Source organism: Candidatus Methylomirabilota bacterium, assembly GCA_036001065.1.
Taxonomy (GTDB): Bacteria; Methylomirabilota; Methylomirabilia; order Rokubacteriales; family CSP1-6; genus MNEF01.
In genome coordinates this window covers 14,979-31,537 of record DASYUQ010000121.1, presented here as the reverse complement: position 1 = coordinate 31,537, position 16,559 = coordinate 14,979, and the positions used below count along the sequence as shown (strand labels likewise).

Annotated in this window: 16 protein-coding genes; 8 read left to right on the top strand and 8 right to left on the bottom strand. The window is 68.5% G+C overall.

What is annotated here, in order from left to right; all coding sequences use genetic code 11:
* Nucleotides 1-8: 8 nt before the first annotated feature.
* The 3 genes from pdhA to VGV13_11700 form a co-directional block, all read right to left on the bottom strand.
* The gene (gene pdhA / locus VGV13_11710) at nt 9-1,151 is read right to left on the bottom strand and encodes a pyruvate dehydrogenase (acetyl-transferring) E1 component subunit alpha (GenBank protein ID HEV8641755.1); all 1,143 of its coding nucleotides are present in this window, start codon (nt 1,149-1,151) and stop codon (nt 9-11) included.
* Nucleotides 1,152-1,239: 88 nt separating this feature from the next.
* A complete protein-coding gene (locus VGV13_11705) occupies nt 1,240-1,779 on the bottom strand; it encodes a peptidoglycan-binding protein (GenBank protein ID HEV8641754.1) in 540 nt (179 codons plus the stop codon).
* A gap of 152 nt (nt 1,780-1,931) precedes the next feature.
* Entirely contained in the window at nt 1,932-2,867 is a 936-nt protein-coding gene (locus tag VGV13_11700; protein HEV8641753.1) for an ABC transporter substrate-binding protein, read from the bottom strand.
* 9 nt (nt 2,868-2,876) lie between these two features.
* Here VGV13_11700 and VGV13_11695 point away from each other — a divergent pair, with 9 nt between their 5' ends.
* The 6 genes from VGV13_11695 (at nt 2,877) to VGV13_11670 (ending at nt 9,148) form a co-directional block, all read left to right on the top strand.
* Nucleotides 2,877-3,011, top strand: a complete 135-nt coding sequence (locus VGV13_11695; GenBank protein ID HEV8641752.1) for a hypothetical protein — start codon at nt 2,877-2,879, stop codon at nt 3,009-3,011.
* Nucleotides 3,012-3,383: 372 nt separating this feature from the next.
* Complete coding sequence (locus VGV13_11690; GenBank protein ID HEV8641751.1) at nt 3,384-3,749, top strand: amidohydrolase family protein; 366 nt, start codon at nt 3,384-3,386, stop codon at nt 3,747-3,749.
* Complete coding sequence (locus VGV13_11685) at nt 3,746-4,618, top strand: xanthine dehydrogenase family protein subunit M (GenBank protein HEV8641750.1); 873 nt, start codon at nt 3,746-3,748, stop codon at nt 4,616-4,618. Before VGV13_11690 ends, VGV13_11685 begins: the two co-directional genes overlap by 4 nt.
* Nucleotides 4,612-5,094, top strand: a complete 483-nt coding sequence (locus tag VGV13_11680; protein ID HEV8641749.1) for a (2Fe-2S)-binding protein — start codon at nt 4,612-4,614, stop codon at nt 5,092-5,094. Before VGV13_11685 ends, VGV13_11680 begins: the two co-directional genes overlap by 7 nt.
* Nucleotides 5,091-7,514: a xanthine dehydrogenase family protein molybdopterin-binding subunit gene (locus tag VGV13_11675; protein HEV8641748.1), complete on the top strand. Its 2,424-nt coding sequence runs from the start codon at nt 5,091-5,093 to the stop codon at nt 7,512-7,514. The genes VGV13_11680 and VGV13_11675 overlap by 4 nt, the downstream gene beginning before the upstream one ends.
* Nucleotides 7,511-9,148, top strand: a complete 1,638-nt coding sequence (locus VGV13_11670; GenBank protein HEV8641747.1) for a UbiD family decarboxylase — start codon at nt 7,511-7,513, stop codon at nt 9,146-9,148. The genes VGV13_11675 and VGV13_11670 overlap by 4 nt, the downstream gene beginning before the upstream one ends.
* On the opposite strand, the gene VGV13_11665 is transcribed toward VGV13_11670, so the two are convergent.
* The 4 genes from VGV13_11665 to VGV13_11650 form a co-directional block, all read right to left on the bottom strand.
* A complete protein-coding gene (locus VGV13_11665) occupies nt 9,145-9,894 on the bottom strand; it encodes a ferritin-like fold-containing protein (GenBank protein HEV8641746.1) in 750 nt (249 codons plus the stop codon). The genes VGV13_11670 and VGV13_11665 overlap by 4 nt on opposite strands.
* Before the next feature lie 290 nt (nt 9,895-10,184).
* A complete protein-coding gene (locus VGV13_11660; protein HEV8641745.1) occupies nt 10,185-10,685 on the bottom strand; it encodes a BON domain-containing protein in 501 nt (166 codons plus the stop codon).
* Between the two features lie 117 nt (nt 10,686-10,802).
* Nucleotides 10,803-10,979, bottom strand: a complete 177-nt coding sequence (locus VGV13_11655; GenBank protein HEV8641744.1) for a DUF1059 domain-containing protein — start codon at nt 10,977-10,979, stop codon at nt 10,803-10,805.
* 201 nt (nt 10,980-11,180) lie between these two features.
* A complete protein-coding gene (locus VGV13_11650) occupies nt 11,181-11,975 on the bottom strand; it encodes a M28 family peptidase (GenBank protein ID HEV8641743.1) in 795 nt (264 codons plus the stop codon).
* An 816-nt stretch (nt 11,976-12,791) separates the two neighbouring features.
* Between VGV13_11650 and VGV13_11645 the strand changes: the two genes are divergently transcribed.
* Together VGV13_11645 and VGV13_11640 are read left to right on the top strand one after the other, a co-directional pair.
* Nucleotides 12,792-13,502, top strand: coding sequence for a hypothetical protein (locus VGV13_11645; protein HEV8641742.1), 711 nt, complete (start codon nt 12,792-12,794; stop codon nt 13,500-13,502).
* Nucleotides 13,503-13,706: 204 nt separating this feature from the next.
* Complete coding sequence (locus VGV13_11640) at nt 13,707-14,183, top strand: hypothetical protein (GenBank protein ID HEV8641741.1); 477 nt, start codon at nt 13,707-13,709, stop codon at nt 14,181-14,183.
* A gap of 376 nt (nt 14,184-14,559) precedes the next feature.
* On the opposite strand, the gene VGV13_11635 is transcribed toward VGV13_11640, so the two are convergent.
* A complete protein-coding gene (locus VGV13_11635) occupies nt 14,560-15,267 on the bottom strand; it encodes a hypothetical protein (protein ID HEV8641740.1) in 708 nt (235 codons plus the stop codon).
* Nucleotides 15,268-16,559: the final 1,292 nt, after the last annotated feature.

Sequence of the window (16,559 nt, the reverse complement as noted above, 5' to 3'; positions counted from 1 at the left end):
GACCATGTTCAGTTTCGCCATCGGCTCGTGCTCCGCTGGCCGCGCATCGGCGGCGAGGGAGGCGGCTCGCCCTCGGCCGGAGCGTCGTCGCTTCGCAGCCGCTCCCGCATCTCCTCCCGCTGGGCCACCAGATGGGGCGGCGGCTCGGCGTACACGTGGTCGAACATCCGGAGGGGATCGGCGGCCGCCGCCGCCTCGAACCGCGTGACGGCGGCGGCGATCTCGGCGTCGACCTCCTGCTCGAGGCCCTCCTGGAGCAGATTCTTCTTCTGCAGATAGGCGGCGAAGCGCGCGAGGGGGTCCTTCCGCTCCCACTCCTGGACCTCTTCCTCGGAGCGGTACTTGGTCGGATCGTCGGCGGTCGTGTGGACGCCGAGGCGGTAGGTGACGCACTCGATCAGCGTCGGCCCGTCGCCGGCCCGGGCCCGCTCGACCGCGTCGCGGCTCGCCGCGTAGACGGCCAGCACGTCGTTGCCGTCCACCTGCATTCCGGGCAGGCCGTAGGCGAGGGCCTTCTGGGCCAGCGTGCGCGAGTGGGTCTGCTTCTTGATGGGCACCGAGATCGCCCACTGGTTGTTCTGGCAGACGAAGACGATCGGCACGTGCCAGACGCCGGCGAAGTTCAGCGCCTCGTGAAAATCGCCCTCGGAGGTGGCGCCATCACCGAAGAAGGCCATGACGACCACGTCGTCGCCGCGGTACTGGGCGGCGTAGGCGAGCCCCACCGCGTGGGGGAGCTGGGTGGCGACGGGGATCGTGATCGGCAGGTCGCGCTGATCCAGCGCCGGCTGGCCGCCTTCGAGGCGGCCGGCGAAGAAGAGCAGGAGCTTCTCGATCGGCCAGCCACGCCAGAGCATGGCGGCGGTTTCCCTGAAGGAGGGCACCATCCAGTCGGTGCGGCGCAGGGAGAAAACGCTGCCCATCTGGGAAGCTTCTTGCCCTTTGATGGGCGCAAACGTACCCACGCGCCCCTGGCGCTGCAGCCGGACCATGCGCTCGTCCAGGCGGCGGCCCAGCAGCATCGCGCGGTAGAGCGCCTGGAGCTGAGCGGGTGGGACGTCGGGCTCGAGCGCGGTGTCGAGGTTGCCGTCGCTGTCGAGGACCGACAGATACTCGACCGAGAACCGGGGCTCGAGGACCTTTCTGGGCATGGCCGCGCCGGCGTGGTTCCATTGTACCCGGAATAAGCGAAAGGCCGGGACGTTCCCGGCCTCCGCCCCATTCGGGTCGGTCAGGAGCTCAGTTCGACTGCTGACGCTTCGGCGCCTCCGGCTTGGACGGCGGGGCGGCCGGCGACGGGCTGGTAGTCGGCGAGGCGCTGGGCGCGCTCGGCTCCGCGGCGCCGGTCTTGGTGTCCATGCCCAGCCGGGACATCGTGGCCACGTCCAGCTGTCCCGTGACCTTCATCCCTTCCTTCTGCTGGAAGTTGGTGACCGCCGCCCGGGTCTTGGGGCCCATGACCCCGTCGATGGGGCCGGGATCGAAGCCCTTGTCGCGGAGGGCCTCCTGGGCCGACCTGACGCGCTCGGACCGGGGCCCGGCCGCTTCCTTGTTACCCTTCACCTTCTCCTTGATCTTGTCCTTGACCTCGACCGCCTTGTCCTTGACCTTCTCGCCCGCGGACTTCAGCTTGTCCTTGACGTCCCGGGCCTTGTCCTTGGTCTCTTCCTTGACTTCGCTGGCCTTGTCCTTGACCTCGGCCGCCGTGGCCGGAATGGCGGCTCCGACCCAGGCCAGGCCGAGCGCTACCGCCAATGCAATCGTTGCAATCGTCTTCATGGCGAGTCCTCCCGGACGTGGATGTAGCAAATGCGACGCCAGCAAGGGGCTGGCCGCACGCGGTTGCACAGGCGGTCGTCGCCATCGTCTCCAGGCACGCCCGCGTCCCGGTGGAGAAGATGGTGGACCTGGCGTTCTTGCCGTAGGGCTCGTCAGGCCTTCGCGCCGGCGCGGTCGTAATACGTGAGGTTGTAGTAGCGCGTCGGGTCGGTCAGCTCCTTCCGCGGCCGTCCGTACTCGCTCCGGAGCCTCAGGACCGTCCTGATCCCTTCAACGTCGAGCTTCGCCTGAGGCTGGAAGCCCTGCACGGGCGACAGCAGCACGTCGTAGGCGCGCTGGGCGATCTCGGCCGGCATGTCCGGCGCATTCCGCCGGAGGATCCCCACCGCTTCCGCGCGGTGGGCGGGGTCGAAGAGCCAGGCCAGGCTCGCCCGATAGGCCCGGATGAAGGCGACCAGCTCCGCGGCGTGGTCGCGGGCCCACGAGCGCCGGGTGGCGCCGAGATGGCCCTGGTAGGGGCCGATGACGTCGACGGCATTACCGAGCCTCCGCAAGCCGATCGATTCGGCCAGGAGCTCGAAGGGCGTGAGCAGGAGCGTCCCCGCGTGGCGCTTGTCCTTGAGGGCGTTCCACCGCTCGCGGACGCCGCCGGCTCGCACGAGCGAGTACTCCCCCTCCTCGAGGCCGCCCAGCTCCAGCATCTTTCGGAGCACGAAGGCGAAGCCCGTGGTCATGGCGTCGACCGAGAGCACCTGGCCGCGAAGATCGGCGTAGGTCCGAATCTCCGGCTGCACGATCAGTCGGAGAAACCCGTGATCGCCGCCCATGAAGGCGAACAGATCGGGCGCGGCGCCGACCGGCACCTCGCCCTGGCCCTCCTGATAGGCGATGACGTTGTCGATGGCGGTGATGGCGATGTCGACGTCGCCGGCGATCAGGCTGGTGAGCTGGACGACCGAGTTCGGCGTCGGCGTGAGCGTGATCTCCAGACCGTGGCGGGCGAAGAAGCCCAGCGCCTGTCCCGTCCAGAGCGGCCAGTTGAAGCCCCCGGGGAAGACGATCACCTTCAGGGGCGAGACTTGTATCATGCCGGACGTATGCGCGGGCGGCGCATCCTGACCACGGTCCTCACGCTCGGCGTCTCCTTGCTCGTCTGGGAAGCGGCCGTTCGCCTCTTCGGGATCTCCGAGTTCCTCGTCCGGCCGCTTCCAGTTCAGCGCCGGCCGCTATAAGTTCACCGCCCGCGCCGCCGACGGCATCCGCGTCTACCTCGACGGAGTCCGGATCATCGACGCCTGGCGTGACCAGGAGGCGACAACGCACACGGCCGTAGCGGACGGAAGTCCGGCCGCAGCGCACCGCTCGACGAGTATCTCCCAGCTCCTCGACCCGCTGCGGGAATCTCCGCGTGGCCGCCACCAAAAACCAGACCCCGACCAGCGACCTTCTCGCAGCCATCTGCGCGATGTCAATTCAGCGGGCAAAGGGCGAAGTCAGGCGCGACGTTGCCGCGCCGCCTGTGCGCTTTCGAGCGAGCGCGCCGGGGAGGATCCGGGCCGGGAGCCTTTGTTCGCGGCCGGCATAGGAGGTACCATACTCTGCCCATGGGCCCCATCGACGTCCACGCGCACTACATTCCGCCCGGCTTCCTGGAGGCGGTCCAACGTGAGCCCGCCCGGTACGGCGTCGGCCTCGAGCGGGCCAGCGACGGCCGGCTGCGCTTTTTCTTCCCCGATCAGGGCCTCCGGTGGTTCCCCTACGACACGATCACCCATCTGCCGACGGCGCTCCGCTATCTCGTCGACCTCGTCGGCGTCGAGCGGATCGTGCTCGGCAGCGACGCCCCCTTCGACATCCGCGACCCGGCGCCGGTCGAGAGCGTTCGCAAGGCCGGGTTGGGCGAGGCGAGCGCGCGCGCGATCCTCGACACGAATCCAGCGCGCCTCTTCGCTCTCGCCCCGCGTCAGTGAAGCCGGCGCCCTTCACCTACGTCCGACCGAAGAGTCTCCCCGAGGCGCTCGGCTGCCTCGACGACGATGGCGACGCCAAGCTCCTCGCTGGCGGGCAGAGCCTGGTGCCGCTTCTGAACATGAGGCTGGTGCGGCCGACGACGCTCGTGGACATCAACGGCCTGCCCGGCCTCGACGCGATCAGGCCAGGGCCCGAGGGCGGGCTCGTGATCGGGGCTCTCGTCCGTCACACAGATCTGTTAGCCTCGCCGCTCGTCCGCGAGCGCGCACCGCTGCTGGCCGCGGCCGCCGCCCACGTCGGCCACCGCGCCATCCGCAATCGCGGCACCGTCGGCGGCAGCATCGCCCACGCGGATCCCGCCGCCGAGCTTCCCGCCGCCGCCGTCGCGCTCGACGCCACCCTGACGGTCGTGGGGCCGGCGGGACGACGCACGATCCCGGCGCGGGATTTCTTCGTGGGGCCCCTCGTCACCGCGCTCGAGCCGCGCGAGATCCTCACCGAGGTCGAGATTCCCGGGTCGGTGGAGCGCGGCTGGGGCTTTGCGGAGATGGCGCGCCGGGCGGGAGACTTCGCCATCGCGGGCGTGGCGGGCGTCGTCACGCCGGCGGCGCCGGGGCGCGGCAGGTCTTCGACCGCGCGGCTCGTCGCCTTCGGCGCCGGCGACACACCGCTTCGCCTGCCTGGCGCGGCGGCGCTGCTGGCCGGCCAGCCGATCGATCGCGCGCTCGCGCGCGCGGCCGGCGAGGCGGCCGCCCGCGAGTGCGCGCCGCGCGACGACGTGCACGCCACGGCCGACTACCGCCGTCACCTCGTAGGCGTGCTCACCGAACAGGTCGTGCTCGACTGCGCCGCGCGCCTGGGATCGTGAGCGTCACCCTCCGCCTCACCGTCAACGGCCGTCCCCTCGAGCGCACGGTCTCCGCGCGCCGCTCGCTCGCCGAGTTCCTCCGCGAGGACCTGGGTCTCACCGGCACCCACCTCGGCTGCGAGCACGGCGTCTGCGGCGCCTGCACCGTGCTGGTCGACGGACGGAGCGCCCGCTCCTGCCTGCTGCTGGCTGCCCAGGTCGACGGCGCCACCGTCACGACCATCGAAGGCCTCACACCCGGCGACGGGCTCTCCCCACTGCAAGCGGCCTTTCGCGACTGCGCGGCCCTGCAATGCGGCTTCTGCACGCCGGGGATGATCGTGACCGCCCACGAGCTGCTGGCCGAGGACCGGGCTCCCACGCGCGACGTCATCCGCGAAGCACTCTCCGGTAATCTCTGCATGTGCACGGGCTACGTCAACATCGTGCGCGCCGTCGAGCGGGCGGCCGCCGTGTTGCGCGGGGAGCGCGCGTGAGTCCCTGGGTCGGCAGCGCCGTCCCCCGCAAAGAGGACGCGCGTCTGGTGACGGGACGGGGCGGGTATATGGACGACCTGTCGCGTCCGGGGCTCGTCCACGCCGCGATGCTGAGGAGCCCGCACGCGCACGCCCGGGTCGTGAGCGTGGACACGCGCGCGGCGGAGGCGATGCCCGGTGTGCTGGCCGTGCTCACCGGCGCCGAGGCGGCGCGGATGTCAGGACCGATTCGCCCCCTCATCCCCACGCCGGTGCCGCTCCGCGACTACTGCCTGGCCGTCGACCGCGTCCGCTTCGCCGGGGAGCCGGTGGCGGCCGTCGCGGCCGTGGATCGGGCGACGGCCGAGGATGCGATCGAGCGCATCGTCGTCCAGTACGAGCCGCTCCCGGCCATCGTCGATCCCGAGAAAGCGCTCGCGCCGGGCGCGCCCCTGCTCTATCCCGAGCTCGGCACGAACGTGCTGTGGCACGACGTCTTCACCTACGGCGACGTGGACGGCGCCTTCGCCCGCGCCGACGGCGTCCTGCGCGAGCGCTTCGAGATCCAGCGGTACGCCTCGACTCCCCTCGAAACCTTCGGCGCCATCGCCGAGCACGACTCGGGAACGGGCGCCTACACGTTCTGGACGAACGATCAGCGCCCCGGCCTGACGCTGGCGATCCTGGCCGAGTCGCTCGGGGTCCCGCAGTCGCGGCTGCGGCTGGTGGTGCCCGACGTCGGCGGCGCCTTCGGCAACAAGCGCCGCCCCGCGTACCTCCTGGTCTGCGCCTTGCTCGCGCGGAAGAGCGGACGCCCGGTGAAGTGGATCGAAGACCGGCTCGAGAACCTCGCTGCGCTCATGCACGCCGCCAACGGCGTGATGGACGTGGAGCTGGCCTACAGCGCCGACGGCACCGTGCTGGCGCTCCGCGTCCGCGACGTGACCGACGAGGGCAAGAACCTCGTCTCGCCGGCGCAGCACAACCTCATCAAGCTCGGCAACATCGCCAACGGCTACCGCATCGGCGCCCTCCGGTACGAGCCGTATTCGGTGCTCACGAACAAGTGCCCGAGCGGCGCCAACCGCGGCATCGGCAAGCCCTTCATGTGCTTCGCCATCGAGCGCGCGATGACGCTGCTGGCGCGGCGCCTCGGCCTCGATCCCGCCGAGGTGCGCCTGCGGAACTACGTGCGGGCCGAGCAGATGCCGTACACCACGCCGCCCGGCGCCCGCTACGACAGCGGGGACTATCCGGCCACGCTGCAAACGGCGCTGGCGCGCTTCGACTACGAGCACTGGCGGGCCGAGCAGCGGCGCGCGCGCGCCGACGGCCGCCTGCTGGGCATCGGCATCGCGACGTCGGTGGAGCCGGCGGGGACGAACCTGGCCTCCTACGAGCTGATCACGGGGCGCCGAGCCGCGTCGGGCTCGGCGGAGGCGGCGATGGTCCGCATGGAACCCGACGGCACGGTGCGCGCGGCGATCGGCGACCCGGCCAGCGGCCAGGGTTACGAGACGGTCATCGCCCAGATCGTCGCCGACGAGTTGGGCCTCACGCCCGAGCAGGTCCACGTGGAGCGCGGCTTCGACTCGGCCACGACACCGTGGCTCTACCTCTCGGGGAATTACTCCAACAAGTTCTCGGTCACCGACGTGGGCGCCGTGCTCGGCGCCGCTCGAAAGGTCCGCGACAAGCTGGTGAGGATCGCGGCCCATCGGCTGGAAGCGGCGCCCGCGGACGTGGAGCTGTCCGGCGGCGAAGCGCGCGTGCGCGGCGTCCCCGCCCGCGCGCTGTCGCTTCGCGAGCTCGCCCGCACCGCTTACGCCGACGTGCTCGGGCTGCCGCCGGGCCTCCCGCCCGGGCTGGAGGCGCGCCACGCCCATCAGAACCCGCTGGCCGAGCCGGTGGACGCGGCGCGCCGCGTCCGCTCGCAGCTGGTGTTCTCCAATGCCGCTCACGTCTGCTTAGTGGAAGTGAACCCACGAACCGGTGCTGTGACGATTCTCAAGCACGTCGTCGTCCACGACTGCGGCCGCGAGCTCAATCCATTGATCGTGGAGGGCATGGTGCACGGTTCCACGGTCCACGGCATGGGCGCGGCGCTCCTCGAGGAGTTTCGCTACGACGAGCGCGGCCAGCTCCTGACCGCGACCTTCATGGACTACCTCAAGCCGACGGCCCTCGATGTCCCCGACATCGAGGTGGACCGTCTCGAGCACCCTTCGCCCTTCACGCCCCTGGGCGCCAAGGGGGTGGGCGAGGGCGGGGCCATCCCGGCCCCGGCCGCGGTGGCCAACGCGGTCGAGGACGCGCTGGCGCCGTTCGGCGTCGTGATCCGCTCGCTGCCGATCACGCCCGAGCGCGTGTGGCGGTGGCTCCAGGGCGCGGGAAAGCCGGACGGAACTGGGGATCACACCCCGGGAGCGAAAGTCACATGAACGACGCCAAGCGCTACCCCGATCTCCACGAACACCTGGAGGCGCTGAAGAAACAAGGCCTTCTCTTGACCATCGATCGACCGATCGACAAGGACGCGGAGCTGCACCCGCTGGTGCGCTGGCAATTCGTGGGCGGGCTCGACGAGTCCGAACGCAAGGCGTTCCTGTTCACCAACGTGACCGACGGCCGCGGCCGCAAGTATTCCATCCCGGTCGTGGTCGGCGCGATCGCCGCCAACCGAGCGATCTACAGCGTCGGCATGGGCGCGCCGGTCGAGGAGATTCAGGCGAAGTGGGACCACGCCATCGCCAACCCCGTCCCGCCCCGGACCGTCGACCAAGCGGTCTGCCAGGAAGTCGTCATCGAGGGCGCCGCGCTCCGGGGAGAGGGCCACGGCCTCGACGGACTTCCGATCCCGATCTCGACCCCGGGGTGGGACAGCGCGCCGACCCTGACCGCGACCAACGTCATCACGCGCGACCCCGAGACCGGCTTGCAGAACATGGGAACCTACCGGGCCGCGCTGAAAGCGCCGGACCGGCTGGTGGTGCGGATGGCCACCCGCGTCGGCGGCGCCGGCGGCTATCTGCATTACCTCGAGCATCAGAAGCGCGGCGACAAGACGATGCCCTGCGCGATCGTCCTCGGCTGCCCACCCTATGTCGCCTTCATGGGGCCGCAGAAGCTGCCGATCGGCGTCGACGAGCTCGCCGTGGCGGGCGGGCTCGCCGGTGAGCCGATCAACGTGGTGCGCGGGCGCACGGTCGACCTCCTGGTCCCGGCCGAGGCCGAGGTCGTCATCGAGGGGCTGATCGACACCGAATATGTCGAGCCCGAGGCCCCCTTCGGCGAATCGCACGGCCACGTCGCGCTCGAGGAGTTCAACATGCCGATGCGGGTCACGGCGATCACCCATCGCCGGGAGCCGATCATCCCCTCGTACATCAGCCAGGTGGCGCCGAGCGAGTCGAGCGTCATCAAGCGGGTCGCCTACGAGCCGTTGTTCCTGGCGCATCTGCGCGATGCCCTAGGCGTCCGCGGGGTCAAGCGCGTTTCGCTGCACGAGCCGCTGACCGGGCTCCTGCGCGTCACGATCGTCACCGTGGAGAAGGGGACGCCGCGCCCCGAGGTGTGGCGCGCGCTCTACGGTGCCAGCTCCTTCAAGGGCGACTGCGGCAAAATCTGCATCGCCGTCAACGACGACATCGACCCCGACAACGGCGATGCGCTCCTGTGGGCGCTCGCGTACCGGATGAACCCGACCGACGACGTCCAGGCCCTGCCCCACCGCGGCCAGGGCCACGGGCCGAAGCGCGAGCACGATCAAGAGGAAGACTCGACGCTCCTCATGGACGCGACCATGAAGGGCGACCTGCCACCCTTGGCACTCCCCAAGAAGGAATTCATGGAGCGCGCCAAGGCGATCTGGGAGGAGCTCGGCCTACCCCGGCTCCGTCCGCAACCCCCGTGGTACGGCTACTCGCTCGGCGACTGGCTGCCGGAATGGGACGAAGCGGCCAAGCGCGCGGTCGAAGGCCACTATATCGAGAACGGCCGTATCAGCGAACAGCACCGGCGCAAGGGCATCAAACCGGAGACGAAGTTCCGACCGGACCAGGGTCGCTCGAGCTAGGACCCCGGCACGCTGAGGTCCACCTGCGGCGGCAGCTCCAGCGGCATTTCGTGCCGCTCCGGGAACGCGAGCCCACAGGCCGCCATCACCGGGCGGATGCTCTCCACGAAGGCGGCCGCGACGTCGCCGCTATCGCGCGTCTTGAGCCCGACCTCGAGGCAGTATTTGTTGCCCGGGGTCCCGGCCCGACCGAAGATCCGCATGGAGGCCACGAACCACTTTGGGAATCGGCGCTGGATCTCGCTTCGCGTGGCCGGGTCCTGGCACATCTTCTCGAGGCACTCTTCGCCGAAGTTCTTGTGGCCCTCCTCCTCCCGGAGGATGGCCTCGTTGGCCCTGGCCAACGGGAGATAGCTGCCCTTGGTGTACTCGGTGAGTTGGAAGGTGGCCGCGCGATCGATCATGAAGTTGAACAGCGTGGCGTCGATCCAGTCCTGGATCTGCATGTCGGCCTCGTCGCCGGTGAACCGTGCCCCGGCCCGCTGCCGGTCACGGATGTACGCCTCCATGTCCACGCCCAGCTCGGTCATCAGGGGCGCCAGAAGCTGGTAATGCTTCAGCTCCTCGTGCTGGAACCGCGTGATCCGGATCTTGTCCGCGATCGTGGGGGCGTGGAGAACGCACTGGCCAAAGACCTCGGCCGTGGCGACCTCCCGGCTCGCCTGTTTGTCCATGAGGGTCAGGACCATCCGCTGGTAGTCGTGGTCGGGGATCTCGGCCTTCGAGCGCACGCTCAAGGCACCCATGGAGCCCTCCTCCCGTATCGGGGTCCCTCCGTCCGGAGGGTCGTCGGCGATGGCGCCGAAGTTAACACGGGCCACCGGAGGGTCAAGTCGGCGTTCCATCGGCATCCATCCCCTGGTGGTGTGGTCAGGGAGAGACCAGACCGGATCCAAGGACTGGTCGCGACAAGAAGACGGAGGTCGTGCCCGTGCCACGTGCGCACGACCGTCGCCCCACTCGGCGCGAGCGCAACCAGTCCTCGGGCCTCATCAGCGGTGGTCCCCGGCGGGGAGTCCAGCGGGTCGAATGCCGCTCAAACACCCGCCGCTGGCACGCGCGGACGCACGGCGATCTCGTTCAGCACGCCGGTGACGCCCGGAATTACTCGCACCGCCTCGTCCGCGGCAAGCCGTTGATCATCCCGGTCCACGATGCCGCTGATCATTAGATACCCGCGGTTGAACGTAGCAACGACCTGAAACGGCCGTGTCACTGGGTTCGCGAGCAGCGCGGCCTTAGCCTGCGCGACGATGCCCTGATCGGTCAGCTTCTGCCGAGACTCGGGCGTGGCCGCAAACCGCGGGTCCGCGAGCGCTGCGCGGAGGATCTGGACGCCACGCTCGAGATCGCAGCCAAATGCTGCGCGACCTTCCTGATGTTTGTCAACGGTGCGCGGTCGTCGCCCCTCGTCCGAGCGTACGACCGCGCTGAGGCCACTTGGCCGAGCTGGGGCGCCGCCGATGGGTTGCGTGACGGTCCGGCCAAGGCTCGGACGCCTCGCGTGCAAATCCTCGGTCGCCTCGGCGCCCTGCACTCGACGCCGTTCGCCTCCGGCGTTGCCCGGTGACACCTCCCGCGAGATGACGGACCTCGCACGGGCGTCGAGAAGACTCCACGGCACCCGTGCGAGGGAGGAAGACCGGAGGGCCGCCTACTTGGTTTTGATCGCCGCCCTGACCTTGTTAACGACGTCGGGCGGGATTGTCGCCATCCCGTGGGCGCCCTTCGCGTGTTCCGCCGCTTTCTTCATGACCTCTGCATCGTCGCGTCCCTCCAGGACTGCGGTGCAGCCGGGCATCACATCTCCACACCTGAGGACCTTCGGCATGTCGTGCCTCCTTCTCTAGGGTTGGCATCGGAGTCCGCGTCCCGGGCGGCGGACCACGCACAGAGCATTGCGAGTTTGGACCAGTGGGGCGATGGCCGCGTAGGTGCGCGCGCAAGGGTATCACGGACCGGCTCGCCACACGCCTTCGGCGGCGAGGACGCCGGCGAGAACCCCAAGCCGTCGCTGGCGCGTGCCTGTTCCTCATGTCCAAAGGAAGTGGAGAAGCTGCTCCATCGCGGTGACTACGGTCACGATTCGACGCGGGTCGAGAAGATCGGGACTATCGAGCGGCGTGCACTCCGCCATCAATGGCAACCCGCTCACGCTGATCGTCGGGCACCTCCACACGTTGGGGGGCGTCGGAGCAGCCATCGAGACCACGAGCCCTTGGTGCCTCAGATGATCGACGGCCTGGCCTGCCACCCATCGCGACGGTTGATCCGCACCTGGCGCGACCAGCACCCGAGGCGACCCAAGTCCCGAAACGCCGACGACGGCACGGATCTCTTCGAGGAGGTGCGTCGCCTCTAAGACATTCCGGCAATGACTTGCCCCGAGTGTGGCTCCGGAGGCCTCCGCACCAAGAAAGCCGACCAGCACGCGGTGGCCCCGCCGACACCGAAGTCGCTCCAAAAGGTCCAGCAGAGCGACGACGCCCGAGGCGTTTCGATAGGCCCCAGGAGTCCCAAGGCGCGTGTCGTAATTGGCTAGGAGGAGAACAGTCGGGGCGCCGGCGCCGACCTCAACCATGATATTCTCCACGACGGTCTCGGTCCGTTCCCCGACGACGCTCAATTCGATCTCCTGCCTATTCTCCGCGAGGTACAGCGCGTCTGCCCGTCGGATCGTGACGCTCGGCACGGGGCCTTCGGCGACGACCGCGGAGTAAAGCTCAGGCAACTGCTTGAGGTAGAGCAGGCCGGCCTGTGCGCCTCGCTGCGCTGCTGCCGCGATGGCGGCCCCCTCCTCCCCTGGTCTGAACGGAACGAGTGCCATCGTGGAGCCGTCCGCGAGCGGCTGACCTGTACGGACATCAGACCCCAGAAGTTTGGGCAGACCGCGAATCGTCCTTCGCGTCGAGGGCGCCCCTATCACAGGCAAGCAAGGAACTGACCGTCCGTCAGCCAGCCGCACCGTCGCGGTCCTCACCCAAGGAACGACCAGCGTGACGGCCTGCTGGTCCGGAGCTAGCCCCAGACTCTTCAGCGTCTCGACGATGTAACGCCGGGCGCGCGTGAGCTCGAGGCTGCCGACGGGTCGCGGTCCAAGATGGCTCGCCAGGTATCTGAGCCGAGACGAGATGGTCTCTTGTCCGGCCGACGGCTCTGCCACGGAGACTTGCGGTCGCAAGAGCGGGGACCTGCCGTCCGGATCACTCATGGTGGCCGCACGGGAACGAGGTCGCGCCAATGAGTCTCGATGCCTGGCCCTCGAAGGCGCCGACGGAAATCACCTACCTCTCGAGGCTGGGTGAACCCAGCGTCACAGACTTGGCGACCATCGTTCCATCAGCTCCGAGGCATCACCTCCGCTTGGCTCTGGCGCAACCGCTATGCCAGACGAGCAAGCAGTGTCTTTCCACCCATTTCCGAGCCCCACGCGGCGGCCGCGCGAGCGCGCTTCTGCAAGTCATGCAGGCCAGGCCGCCGCGCACCGGTCCTGCAGATCTTGCGGCCCAAAGCGCGAGGAGAAAGTACTTCTGCAAAGCAGTTGGCGCCGCTGCGGCTGGAACGTTCAGTGATGTCGATGAATTCTTGCCCTGCCCGACACCAGGCACACTCCTTGCCGTCCGAAAAGGTAAGGAGGTTTCTCATGACCCTTCTCGTCCGGACGTTCCAATCCAAGCCGGGCCGAGGGCAGCAACTGATCGATGCACTGCAGAGCGCGGCGACGAGGATGATCCAGACTCGGCAGGCGGACTCTGTGCTGCTCTGCCAACAGAGCGACGCAGGCGAGCGGATTCTGTGGATTGAAAACCGCCAGGGCGTCGCGCACGCGCCCAGGCTGGATGAGCCCGGTGACCTCTTCGAGGAGACGCCGACGGCACAGCCCCTTGAGTTCCTCGACGGCTTCTATCGCTTCCCGATGCCTTCCTGTCAGGTGTGGAGCGTGGAAGTGCGCACGCCTTCGAACCGCCAGTTTCAGACGGTGCGCGCCCTCCTCCGGCTTGCACGGAGAACATCGGCAGACTCCAACATCGCCGGACTTTCCCTCTATCGGGCCGTCGACGATCCGACCCTTCTCGTTGCGTTCCTCGCTCTGTTACCGGGCATCGCGCCGGCGCAGTACTTCAAGGCACAGTTCGGCGCTGAGCCCGAGGCATGGGCAATCGAGCGGGCCGCCGTCTGGCGTCCACTCTCGGTGAGCTGGACTATGGGCCGCATGTCGTCGGCGGGTGGGTCTCTGCTTTCGGCAAGCCAGTACCCCTCCACGGCATTCTGGGCCCGCTCGGGCCGGTCGTCGGGCCAGGCGACTGGGCATGCCGCGCAGACAGAACAGCCGGTTGGGGCGGGCGGGGCCTGACGTGCAGTCATGTGCATTGCGACATGAGGTCTTTCTGGGCTCGCGCGGGCGATACAGAGCAGGCTCGGCCCGGCATGCCGGGGCAGAGCCAGACGCTTCGGTCAACTATTTGTGGCCGGAATCCTCTGGACATCGGAGTGGGTCTGCAACCCACCAACCCCGTCCACGCTTCAACCGGCACCGCGCCTGAGGAACTACGCCACCATGGGTTTCTATCTCGGCTTTCGCGGATTACACCAGTTGCCTGAGGAACTGAGCCCTGTCATTACTCCATGCGAGTTTGTGGCCGCGCTCTCCAAGGCGATTAGGGCAATCGTGGACGATGGGCAGTGCCGAAGCTGGGCCTATGAGGAGGCGATACGCGCCGTGCTCCAGCGTCGGCCCGGTGTGGCCGTCCGAGCGTTCTCCCGCCTTCTCAGTGCCGCGCCCTTCGACCACGTCGTGTACCGCATGCTGGCTCTGGCGCAGCTCTATGCGGGCAACCCCGAGGGCGCTATGCAGAACCTGAAGATCTCCCTCGCGCTCTCAAGGCACGGCGCGACCATCGCTCCGTCCTTAGGGTGCGCGCTTCGCGTGCACCTTCATGGCTCTCTCGCGCGGTTAGCGCTCCTGCTGATTCACGGGCGACTGGGTCAACGTGACGCGGCACGCGGCTTGGCGCTGGAGGGGTTGATCCCCTGAGTCAGGCGCCGGTGGCCAACCGCGCGGGCCCGGTCGAGTCCGAAGCCCCTTCCAGCCCGTCGCTTCGGCCGAGGAAGCGAATTATCCGCGCGCTTGCAGACCTCATCCTCTGGCGGGATGACTCGCTACCGGCGACGCTCTTGCTAAGCGGGTCGAGGAATCGGTCGTTCAGGCCCTGGACCCACTCTTCAGTACCAGTTCTGCCGACCGACCCCTAGCGACACCTCAACCCGCGCGACCGTCCCGGTCTCGGGTGGTGTCGGCCCGAGATGAAGCCGCCCCTCACTGCCGCAGAAGAGGCACGCCGCCGCGTCACCTTCTCGAGCGCTCGTCTGCTGCCACCGCTGCCCACACGACTCACACGTGACGTCGTAGATCACTTCGGCCACGATGTGCTTCTCCTCCGAGAGGGATCGACCGCGAGTGGGGCGGCGACAGCCGGAGGCTTGTGTCCTTGCCCCTCGACAAGCCATGGGAGGACGCGACTGCTCCGGTCGTGTTCCGCCTCGCCCGGCCCAGGGAAGGCCCGGCTGGCGTCGCACGCGACGACCAGCGGGCCCCGCACGATCAGCGGCGCGGTACCAAGCTTAGGCAGTCCGAGCCCGCTCGGCGTGACGCCCCAGGCGAGGCCAAGGAAAGTGACAATCCCGCCCGGTTCGCTGATGGCGCGGTAAAGGGCCGCCGCGACGAGTCGCGGGTTGGTCGAGCTAAGAAGAAGGTCGGCACGCGACGGGGACGGCTGCTTTTTCGGCGCGCAGGCCTCGACACTCCACAACTGATACCCGGGTCGTGGAAACCGACAGTATTCATCGACCAGGGCGAGCACGCATCCAGGTGAAGCGCCTACCGGCGAATCCTCAAGGGCATCCATGAGCGTCGGCGGCGGTGACAAGCCCGCGAAGTCTGCCTCGGTACCGCGGTCGCCCACCCATAGGAACTGCCGGGGATCCCTCTCGTCGCGAAAGATGATGATCGACGTGGCCCCCAGGTAACGGATGAGGGCGGAGGCCACGAACGACAGGCACCCCAGCACGACGGCCTGCTGCTGGGGCCGCGACCGGAATGTTCGCATGATCAGGGCCATGATGCTGCCTCCCGACACGAGGCCCGGCAATTCACGTGCCCATCCCTCGCTGGCAGAAACCCTCAGCGCTGCCGAGACTTGTCGCGACACCACCGAGCGAGATCGCCCTCACCCGCTGGGTAGCTGCAAAGCTTGCAGAGGAACAGGCGGGCTTCGGAGCCTCTCGCGCTTAACACCGCTCGACGGACCATGCCGGTCCCGCCGCGGCATCGAGTATGCGTGAGGGGCCTGGACCCCAAGCCCGAAGCAGGTAGGTAGACCTGATATGCACGGGGCGGTGGCGGTCGGCGGTCAGCATCCTCCTTCTGTTTTCTCATCCGTCCCAATCTCAGGTTGGCGTCGCCGACGACCAACGGAGCCCGGCGACCCGTACGATCTTCGTGACTGCGGTCGAGACCAAGGGAGCGACGACGGTGGACAGGCTGGCGCCTCCGCCCGGTAATCCGTCCGAGCTCTCCAAAGGCCACATGTTTAGGAAGCCCGGCGAGGCGGACACGAGCGCGCCGCAAAAGTGGGAGGCCTCGAGCCACCTTTTCAGCCCGGGCTTTGTCACGGCCCAGCGCGGTGTCAGCTTCGCGCCGACTGTTTCCGTCGTGAACGGGGGACCAGCACGAAGTGCGCGTGACCGCGCCAGACGATCAAGTCGTCGTGCCCAAAGCCGCTTGGCATCGAGGCCGCGATCGGGTCTCTTTTAAGGCCGAGCAGATCGGCACGTACCACCTGAACTGCTCTACGCACGCCCCGACCATGACCATGAACATCCTGGTTTTACCCTGACGGCTGTCTAGAGCTCGCGGCCCCCCGGCGGCTCACAGTCCAGCGCCACCTCCACGCGCTCGATGAACCCGAAATCCGGAGACGCGGGGCCAAAGCGGAATCGTCCAAGCGACCCGCAGGCCGGACACCGCGGCCTCTGCCCCGCTCGCACCGTGCGCCGCTGCCAACTCTGACCGCACCAGGTACAGGTGATGCAGTAGACGACTCCGCCCGAGGCTTCGCCGCGTTTAAAAGCGTTCACGCGACCTTCCTCCTGTCGATTTAAGCCATTGCACCTCAGCGCGTCCTACGATCGCGTCCGGGTCTCACCAGGGCTGACAGCGCTTCCGATCGACGCGATCCGAGCCCACGAGGCGATGGCAAGGCGGTGGCGATAGAGTGGCGTCGCGAGAAGTGCGGCGAGCGCTGCCAGAAAGGCGAGCTCCACCCAGCGGCCTCCACGCACGTACGCCCCCTGCGTCGACAGCACCCATGTGGGGTGGCATCGGTGCCGACCTCGAAGGCCGGTGCGAGCC